Origin of the sequence: Kitasatospora sp. NPDC005748 (assembly GCF_040630735.1) — a bacterium.
Taxonomy (GTDB): Bacteria; Actinomycetota; Actinomycetes; order Streptomycetales; family Streptomycetaceae; genus Kitasatospora.
In genome coordinates this window covers 163,169-181,978 of record NZ_JBEXYD010000009.1, presented here as the reverse complement: position 1 = coordinate 181,978, position 18,810 = coordinate 163,169, and the positions used below count along the sequence as shown (strand labels likewise).

The window sequence follows — 18,810 nt, the reverse complement described above, 5'->3', positions numbered from 1 at the left end:
ATGGCGAAGATCGGTGTGGCCCTCTCCGGTGGCGGCTACCGCGCCACCATGTGGGGCATCGGAGCCCTCATCTACCTGGCCGACGTCGGCCGGCACCGCGAGGTGGTGGCGATCTCCTCGGTGTCCGGCGGCTCGGTCGCCAACGGCGTGGTCGCCCACGAGACCGACTACCGCGACGGCCCCGGCACGGAGTTCGCCGACCGCGTCCGCCCGTTGATCCGCCACTGCGCCCACACCGGCCTGTTCTTCTGGGGCCCGTCGACCAACGCGTACGTGCGCTCGCTGTTCGTGCTCGGCGGCGCGGCCGCCGCGGTCACGCTCACCGGGGTGGTCGTCGCGGCGGTCGACGGCGTCCGGCTCCTCTCCGGCCTCCTGCTGGTGGCCGGTCTGCTGCTGTCCGCCGGTGCGCTGCTGTTCTTCGAACGGCGCAGCGCCGTCGTGGACACGGCCCTGGCGCGCGAGCTGTTCAACCGGGACGGCGTCGCCACCGGGCTACGCGACGTGCGGCGCTCGGTCGACCACGTCTTCTGCGCCACCGAACTGCAGAGCGGCGACCACTTCTACCTCTCGCCCGCCTTCACCTACGGGTACCGCTTCGGCACCGGCGGCCCGGGCGACCTCGCGCTGTCCACCGCGGTGCAGGTCTCGGCCTGCCTGCCGGGCGCCTTCGCCGTCCGGCGTCTCCCCGCCGCCCGGCACTACGCGGCGGCCGGTCCGAACGGGTCCGCCGCCGGTCCGGGCGGCGGCGATCCCGCCGCGACCGCCGCCGAGCTGGTGCTGACGGACGGCGGGGTCTACGACAACATGGCCGACCAGTGGCTCACCGCGCTCGCGGACCGGGCCCGGCGCGCCGACCGGCCGCCCGCGCAGTACGAGGTCGACGAGATCGTCGTGGTCAACGCCTCCGCCGGGATGACCTGGCGCCCGCTCCCCCGGTCCCGGCTCCCGCTGGTCGGCGAACTGGCCGCCCTGCTGCGGATCAAGAGCGTGATGTACGACGTCACCACCAGCCATCGGCGCAACACCCTGGTGCGGTGGTCCGAGCGTCCCGCACCCGAGGGCGCCCCGGTGAGCGCGCTGGTCCACATCGCGCAGTCCCCGTACCGGGTGGCCGACGCGTACGCCGCCGCCGGGGACCGCTGGCCGGAGCGCGCCACCCGCGCCAAGGAGGTGCTGGACGCGCTCGGCGACGACCCGCGGAGCCGGGCCGCCTGGCAGGACCTGGCCCGCCGCAGCAGCGGCACCCCGACCGTGCTGCGCAAGCTGGGCGCCGACACCACCACGGACCTGCTCTTCCACGCCTACACCCTCGCCGCGTGCAACCTGCACGTCCTGCTCGGCCACCCGCTGCCCCCGACCCTGCGGGACCGCCAGTACTTCGCCGACCTCGTCGGCCGCCGGGCCGGGCCGTGACCGGACGCCCGGCCGACCGAGCGCCCGGCCGAACGGGGGCGGACGGGCGGGGGCGGGCGGCCGAGCGGAACCACCCGACCCGGCGGCGGGCCCGCACGAAGGGTGCGGCCCGCCGCCGGGCACGGAGTGCGCGGAGGGTCAGCAGCCGCCGGCCGGCCGGTCGCGGACCACCAGGTCGCTGCGGCCGGCGGTGGCGTCCACCCAGACCACCCGGGTGCCCTGCTCTGCGGCGGGCCGGTACTGGCCGCCGCGGTTGCAGGAGACCCGCTCGGGCGTGCCGCCGGCGAGCGGCACCTGCCAGAGCTTGGGCAGCGCGGCGTTGCTCCACTCGCCCCGCTGCTCGTCCGTGCCCACCTGGTAGGTGACGGCCCGGTCGGAGGCGGTGAGGGTCCCGTTCGACGGGGCGTTCGGCCCGTCACCGGACACCACGTCGGTCACCCCGGAGCCGTCCACCGCGCCGGAGCGGATCGAGGTGCGCCTGCCGCCGTCGCCGGAGGTCTCCGTCCAGACCAGCCGCCCGCCCGTGAGCAGGGCCGGTCCGACCTTCGCCTTCGAGGCCGGCACCACGTACTGGGCGGTGACCTTGCCGAGCGCGATCGAGTAGACGGTCGGCGCGTAGACGTCGGTTCCCTGGTCGCCCACCCAGCGCTCGGTCCAGCCGAGGACGCCGTCCTTGAGCGTCACGCTCAGCACGTCGTGGCCGGCGGGCAGCGGCAGCGGCACCGCCGGTCCGCCGTCGTGGGAGAGGAACACCCGGTTCAGGTTGACGCTCGGGTCGCTCGCCCGGAACGCGATGTCGCCGCCGGACACCCGGACGTCGGCGGGCAGCCGCGACGGGGAGGAGTAGAGGGTACGGACCGGGCCGCCGGCCAGCGAGCGGGTCAGCACCTCCATCTTCCAGCTGTCCTGGCCCTGGCCGCCGAGCGAGATCCACGCGGCGGACGTGCCGTCGGTGGCGGGGTAGCCGTGCGCGCGCCCGTCCTCCGGGCTGAGCCGGGTCGGGCCGCCGCCTCCGGTGATCGGGCCCGTGTACAGCGCCTCGGTGGCACCGGGCCGCTCGGCGCTCGCCATCACCCAGCGGCCGGCCGCGACCGCCGGGGCGCCCGTCCCGGTGATGCCGCGCAGCAGCGTGCGGCTGTCCGCGCCGATCCGGCTCTGCCAGCCGGCCCGGATCCCGTGGGCGTCGAACGCCCCGGCCACCGTCCGCAGTTGGGCCCGGCTGAGCCCGAGGTCCTGGCCCGCGGCGAGGACGGCGTTGCGTCCCGCGACGAAGTCGTCCAGCGGGGTGAGGTAGGCGGCGAGCGCCCGGTAGACCACCCGGTCGGCGGTGAGCGGGTCCAGGGTGCGCCGGATGTCCCAGAGCGCGCCGCTGAAGATGGTGGAGTTGAGGTGCACCCCGCCGCTGTCGACGTCGGTCGGCACGCCGAGGTAGTCGTCGACGGTGGTCCGATGGTTGTCCAGCCGCCGGCTCCCCGCGCAGGCCTCCGGGGTACCGGTCCGGCAGAGGTTCTCGCCGAGCAGGCCCGCCTTCGGGTCGGTCATCGGGATGCCCCGGGCGGTGACCTCGATGGCGTTGCCGAAGTAGTCCGCCAGCGCCTCGTCCATCGCGCCGGTCTGGCCGGCCATCAGCAGCCCGGCGGTGTTCTCGACGACACCGTGGGTCATCTCGTGGCCGACCACGTCGAGCGCGACGGAGAACGGGCGGAACTTGTCGTTGCCACCGCCGTAGACCATCTTGCTGCCGTCCCAGGACGCGTTGGCGAGCGGCTCGCCCCACGCGGTCGCGTTGACCACCGAGATGATCGGTCCGGCCTTGCCGTCCAGCCCGTCCCGGCCGAGCCGGTCGCGGTAGAAGTCGTAGACGATACCGGCGTTGACGTGCGCGTCGGTGGCGCCGACGGTGCCGGTGGCGGCCGGGAAGTCCGGACCGGGCGCGTGGACCACGGCGAGGTCGGTGGGCAGGCCCGGCCCGACCCCCTCGCCGGCCGCGTCGTAGGTGGTGACGGCGGCGGGCCGGGTGAGGTCGCTGAACTGGTAACTCCCGTCCGGGAGGCGGCCGATGTCCACCTTGACCGGGCGGCCGAAGAAGTCCGGCGCGGTGCCGGTGGCGGGCTCGGCCCCGGCCGCCGCCCCGGTGGCGGTGCCCTTGGCGGCGCCGGTACCCGTGGTGCCCGCGGGGGCCGAGGAGCGGGAGTCGTGGACGAGGGCGACCACCCCGAGGTTCGCGTCCACGTAGACCTCGCGGGCCTGCCCGCCGCCCGCCGGGTCCGCGGCCCGCACGGTGAAGTGCCGGGCCAGCCGGCCGGCGCCACCGGGCACGACCACCGCGCCGTGGTCCTCCACGGTGGCACCGGCCCGGGCGCCCGGGTCCTTGATCTCGCCGAGCGCCAGGTCGCGCAGCACGGCGGCGGGGACGGTGGCCGTCGTCGGCGCGGTGAGCCCGGTGAAGTACTTGCCGCCGACGGACTCGACCCGCTGACCGGCGCCGTCACCGGTCAGGTGGACCAGGTACTGCGCGCCCAGCACGGGCACACCGCCGTGGTACTGCTGGAACCTGACGGTGCTCCGGCCGTCGGCGCCGCGCTCGGCGGCGACCTCGGCGAGCTGCCCCGGGTCGATCCGGTAGCGCTCCGGGTGCGCCGCGAGGTGGGCCCGGGCGGCGTCGGCCGGGCTGCCCGGCGCCGGCTCATGGAGGCCGGTGACCAGTTGCGGGGTGGCGGTCTCCTGGCCGTCCACCAGCGTGGGGACGGGATCGGTGTCGGCGGCCGGCGCGGCCGGAACGGCCAGCGCGGCCGGTGCGGCGAGGCCGAGGCTCAGAACGGCGGCCAGGCCGGCGCCGAGCGCCTTGGGCGTGCGAGAGCGTTGGTGCACTGTGGTCCTCCCGTGGACAGCGGAACGGATGCCCGTGGCACCTACGCGTGCCACGGCCAATGACGGCTCGTCAGTCGCCCACGGACTCGTCGCCGTCGCGGAGTTGACGGCAGGTCGGAGGACGCGCGGGTCACGCGGACCGCGCGGCTGACGATCACCACGAGAACCATAAGTCGCCGGACGCGATATGTCGATAGACGGTATATACAGTCCTTCGGAATCACCCGCGGCCGAGCGGGCCCTGACACCATGGAGGCATGACCGACTCGGTGCACAACCGCTTCGAGGGCTCGGCGCAGCTAGTGGCGCAGGGGGAGAACATCGAGATCTCCGTGATCCACCCCCGCGACCCCGTGAGCGACGCGGCCGACCGGCTAGCCCTGCGGGTCGGCGCCCAGTGGCAGGACGAGGCCAACGTCCGCGGTCTGACGGGCCCCGGCCGCCTGGCGGTGCGGTGGGAGGCCCGGTGGGCGCCGACCGCCGACCACACCGAGGTCCGACCTGACCGCCTCGGCCTCGACGAGCTGATCGCCCGGCTGCCGGGGCCGGCCCGACTGGTCGTCACCGGACCGGGTGGAGCGGGGAAGTCCTCCTTGGCGGTTCTCCTGGTCCTGGGGATGCTGGAGCGGCGCGGGCCCGGGGACGCCGTTCCCGTCGTCCTCTCGCTGTCGGGCTGGGAGCCGGAGAAGCACAGCCTCGACGACTGGATCGTCCAGCGCGTCACAGAGGACTACGGCGACCTCGTCCCCGGCTCCGCGGCAGGCATCGTCGAGGCGCTGGTCCAGTCCCGGAAGATCGTTCCCCTGCTGGACGGCCTCGACGAACTCGTGCCGCCGGCCCGGGCCGACGTGGTGGTGACCGCGCTGAAGCGCTCCCGGGCGAGCACCGGATCGCCTCTGGTGCTGCTCTCCCGACCGGAGGCCTTCAAGGCGGCCGCGGCCGAGGAGTCCTTCCTCCGGGCCATGCCCGTGCTCCGGGCCTGCCCGGTCACCCCGCAGGACGGACGGGACTACCTCGCCCGGGAATGCGATCCGGAACGGCTCGCACGGTGGCAGCCGGTCTTCGCGGAACTGCTCGGGAATCCCGGCGGCCCCCTCGCCCGGGCCCTCTCCTCCCCCCTCATGCTCTGGCTCGCGTCGACGGTCTACGCACGCGGTGCGGCCGGTCCGGAGGAGTTGCTCGACTCCGGACGCCTGCCGACCCGGGCACACATCGAGGACCACCTCCTCGACGGACTCGTACCGGCCGTCTTCTCCCGAGGGCCGGCGCCCCGTCACATCCCGGGCGGGGTGCGGCCCTGGGGGGAGAAGCGCGCCCTCGGCTACCTCCGCTTCCTGGCCAGCCTGCTGGACCGCGGACGGACGCAGGACATCGCCTGGTGGCAGATCCTGGCCGCGCCGACCCGCCCCGTCGTCTGGGGCGCCGTCGTCCTGGTCGCGGTGGCGCTGGTGGGAACGGGCGCGGCCTACGCGGCCGCCGCCCTGCTCTCCCTCGGCGAGTCCTCGACCAGAGCGCCGTTCACGACCGCCGCCGAGGCGCTCGCCGCTTCGGCGGGACTGTCCACGGTGGCGACGGTCGTCGGAGCGGTCACCGCCAAGCACCTCTTCCCGGGCCAGGGCGAGCGCCCCCGCCGCCCGGTCCGGACCGGTAGCCGGTTCCTCCCGGCCCTTCCCGCCGTGACCGCGGTCCTGGCCGTCGCCGGGTCGGTCACCCCGTCCGGGGCACCGGCGATCCTGGCGGCCTTCTTCCTCCCCGTGCTCGCCGACGTGCTGCTCACCCGACCGGCCGACTCCGACACGGCCCTGCGGCCCCGGCTGCTGCTCGACGACGAACGGCGGATCGCCTCCGCCCGAGCGGTGATCCTCGCTCCCGTCGTCGCGGGACTCTGCGTGGGGTTCTTCCGCTGGTTCGACGGACGTCCGCTGCCGGCCGTCGCGGCGCTCGCCGTCGCCTGGTCCTGCTCCGCCCTGGCGCTGGCCGCCCTGAGCCGGTGGGGACGCTGGACGGCCACCCGGCTCGTCCTGGCGTGCCGACGGCGGCTGCCGACGGACACGATCGGGTTCCTGGAGGACGCGCACCGGCTGGGCGTGCTGCGACAGGTCGGCGGGGTCTACCAGTTCCGCCACGCCGGACTGCGGCGACGGCTCGCCGGAGCGAGTCCCGACCGGGCCGCCGGAACCGCCGACCGGCCCGGTGCGGTACGCCTGCGGAGCAGCGCCACCAGCCTGCGCGCCCTGCGGCTGCTGGGCTTCGACCTGGTGATGCCGGTCGTCGCCTACCTCGTGGTCGTCGCACCGCTGTCCTCGGCCACCGGCTTCCGCAACGACTGGCACCAGACCTGGGACCTCCTGGTACGGGACCGGCTCGTGCTGGCGGTCCTGGTGGCACTGCTCCTGCTGGCCGCGCTGGGACTGTGCGCCGCGGGAACGGAACTGCGCGTCGACGCGGACGCGGTCGAGCTCAACCGGAGCCGCCGGCTGCGGTTGAGCTGGGAGGACGTGACCGGGGTCCAAGTCCGCAAGGCCCCGGCGCCCACGGGCATGGGAGCCCTCCTGCCGGCCCAGTACCACCTGGCGGTGCTGCCGAGGCCCGGCCTCGTCGGACCGAAGTACCGTACCGACCGGGACGGTTGGATTCGGGTCTGGGACCTGGGACCGACCGGCTCGGTCCCGCTGGCGCTGGAGGTCGCCCTGTCGCACTTCGCCGGTGGACGCTGGGGATCCACCCCGTGAGCGCCCCGGCGAATGGGGTGCGCTCCGGCCGGAGCGCACCCACCGTGCGCCGCCGGGCTGACCCGTTCGGGCGACATCGGCGGCACCGGCGGATGGAACGGGGTGCGGTGGTAGTCCCGCTGCGCCGCCCGCCCTCACCGGCTGGGTCGGCGACCTCTTCGACGAGGCCTGACGGCGGCCGCCCGGGGTCAGCCCCGCCGGAGCACGCCGCGGACGAAGGCCGCCTGGCCGATGTGCTGGAGGTCGTCGGAGATGACGCTGACCAGGCGCACGCCCAGGGTCACGGGCGGGCTCCAGGCCTCGTCCACGACCCGGTCCAGCGCGGGGCCGGTCAGACCGCGGACGAAGGACAGCGTCCGCTCGTGCACCGCGTCGTGGTAGCCGGTGAGCAGCTCCGGGGAGTCCACGCGGACGGCCGCGACATCGCGGGCGCGGTGACCGTAGCCGGTGGCGGCTGCGGGGAAGCCGAGGGCGAAGCGGTCGAACCAGCCGTCGGCGGTCCAGATCTGTTCGGTCCCGGCGGCATCGGCGATGTGGTCGTCCTGGATGCGGGTCAGGTGCCAGACCAGCCAGACGATCGAGTTGGCCTTCGGGTCGACGCGCTCGGCCAACTCCTCGGCGGTGAGGCCGTCCACCACGTCGTGGACGGCCTCGTGGATCCGGCCGAAGGCATCGGCGAGTAGTTCGGCGCTCTTCATGGGGCTCCCCCGTCCGGGCGCACCGCCCGTCGGCATCGGTGACTGCCAGCATTGTGGACCAGCGGAGTCCGCCCGGCCCGGACCGACAGGCCCGGGGCCGGGCGCGCACGGCCTCGGACCCGGGGCGGCGCCGGCCCGCCGGCCGTCGCCCCGCGCGACGCACACGGCGGAGCACGGGTGGCGGGTGCACGGCCCGGGCCGGTGCTTACCGAAGCATGACGCGAGGCCCTGCGTCGCTCCCCCGGCCGTCACCGGCCGGTAGCGTCGCCGGGCATGAGGATTCTGGTCACCGGCGGCGCCGGGTTCATCGGTTCGGCCGTCGCGCGAGCCCTGGTCACGGCGGGTCACGAGGTCCGCGTGCTGGACGCGTTGCTGCCCGCCGTCCATCCGTCGGGGGCCGCGCCCGAACTGCCGGCCGGCGTGGAGTTCCGCCACGGTGACGTCCGCGACGCGGCGACGGTGGAACGGGCGCTGGCCGGGGTGGACGCGGTCTGCCACCAGGCGGCGATGGTCGGTCTCGGCCTCGACCTCGACGACGCGCCCGAGTACGTCGGCTGCAACGACCTCGGCACCGCCGTCCTGCTCTCCGCGATGGCCCGGGCCGGCCTGCGGAGCCTGGTCCTGGCCGGGTCGATGGTGGTCTACGGCGAGGGCCGGTACACGTGTCCGGCGCACGGCGGGGTGGCACCCGGCCCGCGGCGGCCGGAGGATCTCGACGCCGGCCGGTTCGAACCGCCGTGCCCGGTGTGCGGCGCCGCGCTGCGGCCGGGCCTGGTCACCGAGGACGCGCCGGGCGACCCGCGCAACGTGTACGCCGTCACCAAGCTCGCCCAGGAGCAGCTGGCCGCCGCCTGGGCCCGCGCGAGCGGCGGGTCGGTGCTGGCGCTGCGCTACCACAACGTCTACGGCCCGGGCATGCCGCGGAACACCCCGTACGCCGGGGTGGCCTCGCTGTTCCGTTCCGCGCTCGCCCGGGGCGAGGCTCCCCGGGTCTTCGAGGACGGCGGCCAGCGCCGGGACTTCGTCCATGTCGACGATGTCGCGGCGGCCAATCTGGCGGCCCTGGGGTCCGTCGGCGACCGCCCGCCGGGCAGTACCCGGGCGTACAACGTCGGCAGCGGCGAGGTGCGCACGGTCGGCGAGACGGCCCGGGCGCTGGCCGACGCCCACGGCGGCCCGGCGCCGGTGGTGACCGGCCAGTACCGGCTCGGGGACGTCCGGCACATCACCGCCGACTCCTCCCGGCTCCGGGCCGAGCTGGGCTGGCGGGCCCGGGTGCCGTTCCGGGCGGGCATGGCCGAGTTCGCGGCGGCGCCCCTGCGGGTCTGACCGGGCCTGCCCGGACCGGCCCGACCGGGCCGACCGGGCCGGTCCGGGCCGGTCCGGGCCGTTCGGGGCCCCCCGAGAACGGCGCCGAGAACGGCCCGGCCCGGGCGGTCAGCCGCGCGCCGCCGGGAGCGCGATCTCGAAGCAGCAGCCCCCGGTGACGTTGTGCACCCGGGCCCGGCCGGCATGCGCCTCGACGATGCCGCGGACGATGGCCAGCCCCAGCCCGGCGCCGCTGTCCCCGCCCTCGCCGCCCTCACCGCGATCGCGCCGCGGCGTGCGGGCGGCGCTGCCGCGCCAGCCGGTCTCGAAGACCCGCGAGAGGTCCTGCTCCGGGATGCCGCCGCAGCCGTCGGTGACCGAGAGCACCACCTCGTCCACCTCGCGGCGGGCGGAGACCGCGACCACACCGTCCTCGGGCGTCGAGCGGATCGCGTTGACCAGCAGGTTGCCGAGCACCCGGGTGATCTCACCGCTGTCCACCTCGACCGGCTCGGCGGCGACCTGCCGGCCCTCCAGACGGACACCGCGCTGCCGGGCCAGCGGGTGGGCGCCGGCCAGCGCGTCGTCGACCAGGTCGTAGACCGACACCCGGGCGAGCGACAGGGACAGCGCGCCGGCCTGGATCCGGGAGAGTTCGAAGAGGTCGTCGACCATCCCGGTGAGCCGCTCGACCTCGGAGCGGATCCGCTTGAGGTACTGCTCCGGCCTTTCGGCCACGCCGTCCTCCAGCGCCTCGGCCATGGCGCGCAGCCCGGCCAGCGGGGTGCGCAGGTCGTGGGAGATCCAGGCGATCAGCTCGCGCCGCGAGGCGTCCAGCGCCTGCGCCCGGGCGCGCGACTCGGCGAGCCGGGCGCTGGTGGCGGCGAGCTCCTCGCTGAGCTGGGCCAGTTCGAGCCCGAGCGGGTGCGCCGGCGCGGTGAAGCCGGCGTCGCTCCCGACGGTGCGGGCGGCTTCGGTGAGCGCCCGGCTGCCGGCCACCACCTGGCGGCCGAGCAGCGCGGCCGTGAGCAGTGAGACCACGGAGGCCATCCCCAGGACGGTGATCACCACCCCGAGGTCGTGTCCGGAGAGGAACATCGCCTGGGCGACGGCGAACGTCCCGGAGGTGACCGCGAGGACGGTGACGACGGCGACGCAGAAGAGCGAGAGCGCCATCGAGCGGCGGCGCAGCAGTCGCACCGCCACCCAGCCGAGCAGACCGGCACCGGCGGCGCCGAGCCCCGCGAACAGGGCGATCAGCAGCAGGTCCTTCACACCGAGCCGTCCTTGCGCTCCGTGCCGTGTTCCGCCGTCGCCCCTGGCGCGTCCGCCGCCACCGGGTCGTAGCGGTAGCCGACTCCCCAGACGGTGGTGATCAGGGTCGGTGCGGCGGGGTCGTCCTCGATCTTCTCGCGCAGCCGGCGGACGTGGACGGTGACGGTGGACAGGTCGCCGAAGTCCCAGCCCCAGACCCGCCGCATCAGCTCCTGCCGGGCGAAGACCGTCCGGGGGTGCCGGAGGAGGAACGCGAGCAGGTCGAACTCCCGGAGTGTGAGGAGGAGTTCACACCCCCTGCGGTGCGCGCGGCGGGCCTGCGGGTCGAGCGTGATGTCCCCGGACACCAGCGGCCCGGGGGCCGTGAGGGCCGGCGCGGCGGCCCGGGAGCGGCGCAGCACGGACTGGACCCGCAGCACGAGTTCACGCGGGCTGAACGGCTTGGTGACGTAGTCGTCCGCGCCCAGTTCCAGACCGAGGATGCGGTCCGCCTCGTCGCCCCTGGCGGTGAGCATGACCACCGGCAGGTCGGCACCGGCCTCGGTGGCGCGCAGCCTGCGCAGCAGTTCGAGGCCGTCGATCCCGGGCAGCATGAGGTCCAGGACCAGCAGGTCGGGGCGGTGCCGGCGCGCCAGGTCGAGGCCCTGGTTCCCGTCGCTCGCCCGGTCGACCCGGTGGCCGGCCCGGGTGAGGTAGCCGGCGACGACCTCGGCCACGGTGAGGTCGTCGTCGATCACCAGGATGCGGGCGGGGTCGGGTGGTCCGCCGGAGGCGGGGCTCTCGTTCACCTCGCCGAGGATACGAGCCGCGGGCGGGGCCGGACGGGTCGCGCCGGCGCACGTTCGGGTTTCGTAAGATCGCGGGCGCGGCCGGCCGGGGCGGTGGCCGCCGTCGGACTTTCGTAAGGGCGCGGTTCGGCCGCCGCCGGGCCGGCCGCCCTTAGCGTGGCCGACGTGATCTCTCCGACTCCCCCCGTACCGTCCGCCGGACCGCCGTCCGCCGATGTGATCCTGCCCTGTCTCGACGAGGCCGCGGCGCTGCCCTGGGTGCTGGGGCGGATCCCCTCGGGCTGGCGGGCGATCGTCGTCGACAACGGCTCCCGCGACGGCTCCGCCGACCTGGCGCGCTCGCTGGGCGCGACCGTCGTCGAGGAGCCGCGGCGCGGCTTCGGCGCCGCCTGCCACGCCGGACTGCTCGCCGCCACCGCCGAACTGGTCTGCTTCCTGGACTGTGACGGTTCGCTGGACCCCGCCCAGCTGCCGCGGGTGGCCGCGCCGGTCCTGGCCGGTTCGGCGGACCTCGTGCTGGGGCGGCGCATGCCGGCGGCCGCCGGGGCCTGGCCGCCGCACGCCCGGCTGGCCAACGCCGTGCTGGCCCGCCGGCTGCGGGCGCGGACGGGGGCGCCGCTGCACGACCTCGGGCCGATGCGGGCCGCCCGCCGTGAGCGGCTGCTGGCCCTGGGACTGGGCGACCGCCGCTCCGGCTATCCGCTGGAGATGGTGCTCGCCGCCTCGGCGGCGGGGATGCGGATCGCCGAGACGCCCGTCGACTACCTGCCGCGCACCGGTCGCTCCAAGGTCACCGGTACCGTGCGCGGCACCCGGCAGGCCGTCCGCGACATGCGGGCCGTGCTGGCCGCGCCGCCGGCCACCCTGCTGGTGATCGCCAAGTCGCCCGTCCCGGGGCGGGTGAAGACCCGGCTCACCCCGCCCTGCACACCCGAGCAGGCCGCGGCGCTGGCCGAGGCCGCGCTCGCCGACACCCTGGCCACCCTCGGCCGGGTGCCGGCCGGGCGGCGGCTGCTCGTGCTGGACGGCGAGGCCGGGCGCTGGCTCCCGCCCGGCTGGCAGGTCGTGCCGCAGCGGGGCGGCGGGCTGGACGAACGGCTGGCGGCCGCCTTCACGCACGCCGCCGAGGCCGCCCCGGAGGCGCCGGCGCTGCTGGTCGGCATGGACACCCCGCAGGTGGACGCGGCGCTGCTCGCCGAGCCGCTGTCGCCGGCCCGGCGCGGGGGCGCCGACGCCTGGTACGGGCCGGCCGCCGACGGCGGGTTCTGGGCGCTCGGGCTGGCCCGGCCGACCGGGGAGCTGGCCCGGCGGCTGCTGCTGGGGCTGCCGATGTCCACGCCGGAGACCGGGCGCGCCCTGCTCGGCCGGCTGACGGCCGAGCGGCTCGCCGTCCACCACCTCCCGGTGCTCACCGACGTGGACACCGTCGCCGACGCGCGGCTGGTCGCCGCCGAGGCTCCGCACAGCGGCTTCGCGGCCCGCCTGCGCGCGATGAGGCTCGCCGACGCGATCGAGGCGGCCGACGCGCTCGGGACAGGTGGCCCGGAGCAGGCCGACGACGCGCACGGGACCACCTCGGAGGTGACGCGATGACCGTCGCCGCCGGAGCGTGGGTGGACGACCCGTTCGCCGAGGCCGTCCGCGCCGGGCGGGGCCCGCTCTGGCTGCGCGGCGAGGACGGCCACCGGATCCCGCTCGACGTCGAGCGCTGGTGCGCACCCGCCGCCGGGGCGGACCACGGGCTGCTGGAGCGCTGCCGCCGGCTGACCGCGCCGGTGGTGGACCTCGGCTGCGGACCCGGCCGGCTGGTCGCGGCCCTGCTGGAGCTGGGCGTACCGGCGCTCGGCGTCGACATCACCGGAGCGGCGGTGGACCGCACCCGGCGCCTCGGCGGCCCGGCCCTGTGCCGCTCGGTGTTCGACCGGCTGCCCGCCGAGGGCCGCTGGGGCGGGGCGCTCCTCGCCGACGGCAACCTCGGCATCGGCGGCGACCCGGGGCTGCTGCTGCGCCGCGGCGCCGAACTCCTCGCGCCGGGAGGCGTGCTGCTGGTCGAGGTGGATCCGCGGGAGATCGACGAACGGATCACCGTCCGGGTGGAGGGCTACGACGGGCGGCTCGGGCCGCCGTTCGCCTGGGCCCGCTGCGGCGCGGCGGCCACCGCCCGCCGGGCCGAGCGGGCCGGGCTGGCCGAGACCGAGCGCTGGTCCGCCCTCGGCCGCCGGTTCCTCGCCTTCAGGAGGGCGGACCGTCCCCGCTGACGGGCACCGCTTCGGCGTCCGCCGCCGGGCGCTCCTCCGACCACAGCGGGTGCTCGCGCTCGGCCCAGCGCCGGTCGACCAGCCCGGTCCGCATGCCGCGCCGGGCCTCGGGGTCCCGGACGGCCATCCAGACGTGCCCGGCGGTCACCGCGGCGATGGCCGCCGCGAGCCAGTCATGGACGAAGGTCGCGCCGGTCCGCCAGGCCGTCGGCGCCAGGTGGGTGAGCCACATCAGCAGGCCCGTCCCGAGGATCACCAGCATCGCGCCCAGCGTCCACTGGGCGTAGAGCTTCTGCCCGGCGTTGAACTTCCCCGCCGGGCGGTACGAGGCTCGGGCCCGGGTCGCCCGGAGCCAGACCCAGTCCACCGGGTGGAAGCGGCTCAGCCTCGACACGTCCGCCCGCACCGCCCGGAAGGCGAGCCCGGGCAGCAGCGGCACCGGCAGGGCCAGTCCGCACCAGACGTGCACGGTGACCACCAGGCGCCGGCGGCCGACCAGTTCGGCCAGCGGCGCCAGGTAGAGGCAGGCGGCGGTGGCCAGGCAGACCAGCATCAGGGCCGCGGTGGTGCGGTGCACCCAGCGCTCGACGCGGGCGAAGCGGAGCAGGAGGTCAGGCGGTCGGGGCATCGTCACGTCCGTTCGAGCGGCCGACCCAGGCGTCGACGTCGTAGCCGTTGCGCTCCCAGTACCCGGGCTCCACGGTGTCGGTCACGGTGATGCCCGACAGCCACTTGGCCGACTTGTAGAAGTACATCGGCGCCACGTACAGGCGCACCGGTCCGCCGTGGGAGTGGGAGATCGGGGCGTCCTGGAGCTTGAGCGCGACCACCACGTCGTCCCGCCGGGCCTGCTCCAGGGTGAGGCTCTCGGTGTACTCGCCGTCGAAGCAGCTGAACCGGACCGCCCGGGCGCCCGCCGAGACGCCGGCGGCGTCCAGCAGGTGTGCCAGCGGCACGCCCTCGAACGGGGTGTTCGGCACCCGCCAGCCGGTCACGCACTGCACGTCGCGCACGATCCGGCGCTGCGGCATCGCCTGGAGGTCGGCCAGCCGGTAGCTGCCGGGGCGCTCCACCAGGCCGTCCACCGTGAGGCTGTAGGTGTCGGGGCCTCGGGAGGGCACCGAGGCCACCACGGAGTAGTACCGGAAGCCGCCGCCGCCCGGCAGCAGGCCGGTGAGCCCGGTCGGGTCCTGGCCGGCCAGTGCGTCCTGGGCGCGTTGGAGAAAGGGTCCGGCCGCCACGCCGGCGGCGCCGAGGCCGACCAGGCCGAGCACCACCCGCCGGCCCACCGGGGTGCCCCGGGATCGCTTCGCTCTACTGTCCACGGCTCGATTGGAACAGCCGGCCCGTACCCGCGACCAGCCCCGACGCCGAGCCGTCAGGCTTTCGTCATCTCCCGCGCGCCCGCCGAGGCCCGTTCCCCGGCCCCGCCCCGCCGGGCGCGCAGGAGCCCGCGCACCGCCGGCACCCCGAGCACGCAGGCCAGCGCGGCCCCGTACGCGGCCTGCTGCGCCGGCCCGCCGCCGACCAGGTAGAGCACCTGCCCGGCGGCCGGGACGGCCAGCCACTCCCAACCGCCGTCGAGCGCGACCAGGGCCACCACCAGCAGGCCGTACCAGGGGTAGGCCGGCGCGACGAGCAGCAGGGCCGTGCCGGTCACCGGCAGCGCGCCCCGCCACGGGCGGCGGGGGTCGCCGTGCCGCAGCACCCGCCACACCACCGCCGCCAGCACCAGGGCCGCCGCCCACGGCGCCCAGCGGTCGGGCACCGCCAGCCGCAGCAGCCCGAACCGGTCCAGGTGCCCCTGCTCGTAGCCCTCCTCCCGCAGGTAGCCCGGCAGGTACCCGAGCACCGCCGGGCCCGAGACGGCGACATGGGGCAGGTACGCCAGCCCGAACGCCCCGATCGCCGCGCCGAGGACGGCGACGTCCCCGCGGGTCGGACGGCGGGCGAGCGCCCCCGACAGTGCCCCCGACAGCGCCCCGGGCAGGGCGAGGGCCGGCAGCAGCTTGGTGGCGACCGCGGCGCCGAGCAGCACGCCCCCGGTGCCGGGCCGGCGGCCGGCCACGTAGCCCAGCCCGACGGTCATCAGCAGCGCGCCGAGGGTGTCGACGTGCGCGTCGTTGACCGCCCACACGGTGATGCCGGGGCACCACCCCCAGAGCGCCGCCCGCCGGCCGCCCCGCCCGACCACCAGCAGCGCGCCCGTGGTCGCGACCGCCAGCAGCGCGCCGCCCACCTGCACCCCGCGCACCCCGCCCCCGAAGGGGTGCACGGCGAGGAACCAGGCCTGCGCGACCGGCGGGTAGATGGTGCGCACGGCGGGCCGGTTGATCCGGGTGCAGTCGCCCGCCGCCGTCCGCCGCTCGTCCCACCCCCTGCAGCCGTCCGTCACCGGGAACAGACCCGGGTCGCGCAGCCGGGCCAGCGCCGGGTCGTCCGGGGCGTGCGCGTAGGGGGAGATGCCGGCCGCCTGCACCCGGCCGTCCCAGACGTACCGGTAGGCGTCGTCGCTGGTCCGCGGCGGTGCGAGCAGTCCGACGGCGGCGACCGCCACGCTCCCGGCCAGCACCAGCGGCGCCACCCGGCGGGCCGGCACCCGCCGCAGGAGCAGCAGCGCCAGCACGAACAGACCCGCGTCGAGGGCGTACCAGCCGTGGAGCGGGCCGCGGTCGGCGAGCGTGCCGCCGCCGGTCACGGTCGTCGCCAGGGCCGCCACCAGGGCGGCGAGGGCGAGCGTGCAGGGCAGAAGGGTCCGAGTGGCCACCCGCTCACCCTGCCACCGCGGCGGCGGCGCGAACGGCCGCAGCGGCCCCCGTTCGACTTCCGTAAGCACGTCGTACCCGCCGCGCGGGGCCCGGTGGCGCTTCGATGAGGGCGTGGATTCCAAGCACCCCGGCGCCCGGCGCCGCCCCCGCCTCGCCCTCCCGCCGCCGCCCGCGTCCCTGCGCCGCGGCCCGTTCCGGGACGGCGTCTTCCGCTCGGCCCTGCACGAGCCGCGCACCGCCGTCGTCCTCGGCCGGTGGCTGGGCGCCGCGCTGGTGGTCTGCTTCCTGACCGGTCTCCTCAGCCACCTGCTCCAGGACCCGACGGGCCGGCTCGCGGGCCTGCTGCCCGCGCGCCCGGTGAACGGCTACCGCGTCACCCAGGGGCTGCACGTCGTCAGCGGGATCGCCGCCGTCCCGCTGCTCGGGGCCAAGCTCTGGACGGTCTACCCGCGGCTGTTCGAGTGGCCGCCGGCCCGGAGCGTGGCGCACGCGCTGGAGCGGCTGGGCATCGCCGTCCTGGTGGCCGCCCTGCTGCTGGAACTGTTCACCGGCCTGCTGAACACCCTCCAGTGGTACCCGTGGCCGTTCCCGTTCCGGCAGACCCACTTCTGGGTCGGCTGGCTGGCCACCGGCGGCCTGCTGGTCCACCTCGCGGCCAAGGCGCCGCTGATCGCCCGGAACTGGCGCCGGCCCCGGCTCACCGTCCCCGGGCGGCGCGCCTTCCTGACCTCGGTCGCCGCGGCGGTCGGCGCGGTGACGCTCACCACGGCCGGGCAGAGCGTGCCCTGGCTGCGCCCGCTGAACCTGCTGGCGCCGCGCCGGCCCGACCTGGGCCCGCAGGGGCTCCCGGTGAACCGCACCGCCGCGCAGGCCGGGACGGTGGAGGTGCCCGCCGGCTGGCGGCTGCGGGTGGACGGCCCCCGGCCGTACGAGATCGGTCTCGACGAACTGGCCCGGCTCCCCCAGCACGAGGCGGTCCTGCCGATCGCCTGTGTGGAGGGCTGGAGCGCGAGCGCCCGCTGGGGCGGCGTCCGGGTGGCCGAACTGATGGCCCGGGCCGGTGCGCCGGCCGGCTCCGCCGTGCGGGTCACCTCGCTGGAGGAGGAGGGCCCCTACCGGGTGATGGAGATGCCCGCGCAGTACGTCGACGACCCGCTCACCCTGCTCGCCCTCCGGGTCGACGGCGAGACGCTGGACGCCGACCACGGCTTCCCCGCGCGCGTCATCGCGCCGAACCGCCCCGGCGTGCTGCAGACCAAGTGGGTCGCCCGGCTGGAGGTGTCCCGATGACCGGCTGGCTCCGCGGCACCGCCCTCGCCGCCGGTCTCGCACTGATCGGCTACGGCCTCTACGGCCTGCTGACCGACGTCTACCTCACCGACCCGGCGCAGGTCCTGGTCTGGGGGATCGGGGCGCTGGTCCTGCACGACGGGGTCTGGCTCCCGCTGCTCTGCCTGGTCGGCGCCCACCTGGCCCGCGGACCGGTGCTGCGCGGCTGGCTGGTCGTGGCCGCCGCCGTGACCGCCGTCGGACTCCCGGCCGTGCTGCGCGCCGACGACGACCACGGCAACTCCTCGCTGCTGCCGCTGCCCTACCTGCGCAACTGGCTCGCCGTCCTGGCCGCCACCGCCGTACTCGCCCTCCTGATCGGGCTCGTCCGACGGTGGCGCCGGCCCCGGCCGGTCAGTCGCCCGGTACGCCGGGAAGACCGGTCGTGAGGCCGTCCAGTGCGTGACCGCACGGGCAGGCGCGCTCGGTGGGCAGCAGGCCGATCGTCTTGAACAGCACCGTGCGCAGCCGCTCGACGTTGCGCGCGAAGACGGCGAGCACCTCCGCGTGGGTGACCCCCTCGCCGCTCTCCACCCCCGCGTCGAGGTCGGTGACCAGGGCCACCGAGGTGTAGCAGAGGCCGAGTTCGCGCGCCAGGACGGCCTCCGGGTGGCCGGTCATCCCGACCACCGACCAGCCGTTGGCGGTGAACCACCGGGACTCGGCGCGGGTCGAGAAGCGGGGGCCCTCGATCACCACCAGGGTGCCGCCGTCCACGGGCTCCCAGGCGGCGCCGGCCGCCGCCGAGAGCGTGGCCCGGCGCCCCTCGGGGCAGTACGGGTCCGCCATCGACACGTGCACCACCTCGGGCACCGAGCCGTCCGGCAGCGGCAGTCCGTCGTAGTAGGTCTGCGCCCGGCCGCTGGTCCGGTCCACGAACTGGTCCGGCACCAGCAGCGTCCCCGGTCCGTACTCGGGCCGCAGCCCGCCCACCGCGCAGGGCCCGAGCACCTGGCGGACGCCGAGCGAGCGCAGCGCCCAGAGGTTGGCCCGGTAGTTGATCCGGTGCGGCGGGAGGCGGTGGCCGCGGCCGTGCCGGGGCAGGAAGGCGACCCGGCGGCCGGCCACCTCGCCGACGAACAGCGCGTCGCTCGGCTCGCCGTACGGGGTACGGGTCCGCACCTCGACCATGTCGTCCAGCAGCTCGTAGAGCCCGGAGCCGCCGATCACCCCCACATCCGCGCGGGGCACGATGATCTGATCGTCCGTCACTGAATCCACCTCTCTCACCTGACTGTGCCGCCACTGTAGGAGCCGGCGCCGGGAGATCCCGTGCGGACGGCCTTACGATCCGCGAACGGCTGCCGGGCGGACCGCGTGAGTGGCGTCGCCGCCCGGTAAGGACGCGCCTCCTCGGGCCCGCGACGGGC

At 76.3% G+C, this 18,810-nt stretch carries 15 protein-coding genes and 1 pseudogene; 8 read left to right on the top strand and 8 right to left on the bottom strand.

What is annotated here, in order from left to right:
* Complete coding sequence (locus ABZ495_RS10500) at positions 1–1,413, top strand: hypothetical protein (protein WP_359835286.1); 1,413 nt, start codon at positions 1–3, stop codon at positions 1,411–1,413.
* A 138-nt stretch (positions 1,414–1,551) separates the two neighbouring features.
* Here ABZ495_RS10500 and ABZ495_RS10495 read toward each other — a convergent pair whose 3' ends face one another.
* Positions 1,552–4,284: a M4 family metallopeptidase gene (locus ABZ495_RS10495; protein ID WP_359835284.1), complete on the bottom strand. Its 2,733-nt coding sequence runs from the start codon at positions 4,282–4,284 to the stop codon at positions 1,552–1,554.
* Between the two features lie 257 nt (positions 4,285–4,541).
* On the opposite strand from ABZ495_RS10495, the gene ABZ495_RS10490 reads away from it, so the two are divergent.
* Positions 4,542–7,016: an NACHT domain-containing protein gene (locus ABZ495_RS10490; RefSeq protein WP_359835282.1), complete on the top strand. Its 2,475-nt coding sequence runs from the start codon at positions 4,542–4,544 to the stop codon at positions 7,014–7,016.
* Between the two features lie 188 nt (positions 7,017–7,204).
* Here the strand turns inward: ABZ495_RS10490 and ABZ495_RS10485 are convergent, their stop codons facing one another.
* Positions 7,205–7,714, bottom strand: coding sequence for a DinB family protein (locus tag ABZ495_RS10485; RefSeq protein ID WP_359804571.1), 510 nt, complete (start codon positions 7,712–7,714; stop codon positions 7,205–7,207).
* A gap of 273 nt (positions 7,715–7,987) precedes the next feature.
* On the opposite strand from ABZ495_RS10485, the gene ABZ495_RS10480 reads away from it, so the two are divergent.
* Positions 7,988–9,043: an NAD-dependent epimerase/dehydratase family protein gene (locus ABZ495_RS10480; RefSeq protein ID WP_359835280.1), complete on the top strand. Its 1,056-nt coding sequence runs from the start codon at positions 7,988–7,990 to the stop codon at positions 9,041–9,043.
* Positions 9,044–9,151: 108 nt separating this feature from the next.
* Here the strand turns inward: ABZ495_RS10480 and ABZ495_RS10475 are convergent, their stop codons facing one another.
* Both ABZ495_RS10475 and ABZ495_RS10470 read right to left on the bottom strand, forming a co-directional pair.
* On the bottom strand, positions 9,152–10,297 hold the full coding sequence (locus tag ABZ495_RS10475; RefSeq protein WP_359835278.1) for a HAMP domain-containing sensor histidine kinase: 1,146 nt from the start codon (positions 10,295–10,297) through the stop codon (positions 9,152–9,154).
* Entirely contained in the window at positions 10,294–11,085 is a 792-nt protein-coding gene (locus tag ABZ495_RS10470) for a response regulator transcription factor (protein WP_359835276.1), read from the bottom strand. The genes ABZ495_RS10475 and ABZ495_RS10470 overlap by 4 nt, the downstream gene beginning before the upstream one ends.
* A gap of 168 nt (positions 11,086–11,253) precedes the next feature.
* On the opposite strand from ABZ495_RS10470, the pseudogene ABZ495_RS10465 reads away from it, so the two are divergent.
* The 3 genes and pseudogenes from ABZ495_RS10465 to ABZ495_RS10455 all read left to right on the top strand — a co-directional run.
* A pseudogene (locus ABZ495_RS10465) lies at positions 11,254–11,946 on the top strand (glycosyltransferase family 2 protein); the annotation flags it as partial.
* Entirely contained in the window at positions 11,926–12,678 is a 753-nt protein-coding gene (locus ABZ495_RS10460) for a DUF2064 domain-containing protein (RefSeq protein ID WP_359835313.1), read from the top strand. The pseudogene ABZ495_RS10465 and the gene ABZ495_RS10460, both read left to right, overlap by 21 nt.
* Positions 12,675–13,343: a class I SAM-dependent methyltransferase gene (locus tag ABZ495_RS10455; RefSeq protein WP_359804565.1), complete on the top strand. Its 669-nt coding sequence runs from the start codon at positions 12,675–12,677 to the stop codon at positions 13,341–13,343. The genes ABZ495_RS10460 and ABZ495_RS10455 overlap by 4 nt, the downstream gene beginning before the upstream one ends.
* Here ABZ495_RS10455 and ABZ495_RS10450 read toward each other — a convergent pair.
* The 3 genes from ABZ495_RS10450 to ABZ495_RS10440 are packed head-to-tail and all read right to left on the bottom strand — an operon-like array spanning position 13,318 to position 16,110.
* Entirely contained in the window at positions 13,318–13,971 is a 654-nt protein-coding gene (locus ABZ495_RS10450; RefSeq protein ID WP_359835275.1) for a cytochrome b/b6 domain-containing protein, read from the bottom strand. The two genes, ABZ495_RS10455 and ABZ495_RS10450, sit on opposite strands and share 26 nt — an antisense overlap.
* Positions 13,955–14,668 (bottom strand): molybdopterin-dependent oxidoreductase, encoded by a 714-nt coding sequence (locus ABZ495_RS10445; protein ID WP_329485856.1) that lies wholly within the window; start codon positions 14,666–14,668, stop codon positions 13,955–13,957. The genes ABZ495_RS10450 and ABZ495_RS10445 overlap by 17 nt, the downstream gene beginning before the upstream one ends.
* Positions 14,669–14,721: 53 nt before the next feature.
* Entirely contained in the window at positions 14,722–16,110 is a 1,389-nt protein-coding gene (locus ABZ495_RS10440) for a hypothetical protein (RefSeq protein ID WP_359835273.1), read from the bottom strand.
* Positions 16,111–16,288: 178 nt separating this feature from the next.
* Between ABZ495_RS10440 and ABZ495_RS10435 the strand changes: the two genes are divergently transcribed.
* Entirely contained in the window at positions 16,289–17,401 is a 1,113-nt protein-coding gene (locus ABZ495_RS10435; protein WP_359804615.1) for a molybdopterin-dependent oxidoreductase, read from the top strand.
* Positions 17,398–17,829 carry a hypothetical protein gene (locus ABZ495_RS10430; protein ID WP_359804561.1) on the top strand — a complete coding sequence of 144 codons (432 nt, stop codon included), beginning with the start codon at positions 17,398–17,400 and terminating at the stop codon, positions 17,827–17,829. The genes ABZ495_RS10435 and ABZ495_RS10430 overlap by 4 nt, the downstream gene beginning before the upstream one ends.
* Here the strand turns inward: ABZ495_RS10430 and ABZ495_RS10425 are convergent.
* A complete protein-coding gene (locus tag ABZ495_RS10425) occupies positions 17,795–18,652 on the bottom strand; it encodes an S-methyl-5'-thioadenosine phosphorylase (RefSeq protein WP_359835271.1) in 858 nt (285 codons plus the stop codon). The two genes, ABZ495_RS10430 and ABZ495_RS10425, sit on opposite strands and share 35 nt — an antisense overlap.
* Positions 18,653–18,810: the final 158 nt, after the last annotated feature.

Coding starts and splice junctions, on each gene's coding strand:
- ABZ495_RS10500 (WP_359835286.1), top strand. CDS start 1: ATGGCGAAGATCGGTGTGGCCCTCTCCGGTGGCGGCTACCGCGCCACC.
- ABZ495_RS10490 (WP_359835282.1), top strand. CDS start 4,542: ATGACCGACTCGGTGCACAACCGCTTCGAGGGCTCGGCGCAGCTAGTG.
- ABZ495_RS10485 (WP_359804571.1), bottom strand. CDS start 7,714: ATGAAGAGCGCCGAACTACTCGCCGATGCCTTCGGCCGGATCCACGAG.
- ABZ495_RS10480 (WP_359835280.1), top strand. CDS start 7,988: ATGAGGATTCTGGTCACCGGCGGCGCCGGGTTCATCGGTTCGGCCGTC.
- ABZ495_RS10455 (WP_359804565.1), top strand. CDS start 12,675: ATGACCGTCGCCGCCGGAGCGTGGGTGGACGACCCGTTCGCCGAGGCC.
- ABZ495_RS10450 (WP_359835275.1), bottom strand. CDS start 13,971: ATGCCCCGACCGCCTGACCTCCTGCTCCGCTTCGCCCGCGTCGAGCGC.
- ABZ495_RS10430 (WP_359804561.1), top strand. CDS start 17,398: ATGACCGGCTGGCTCCGCGGCACCGCCCTCGCCGCCGGTCTCGCACTG.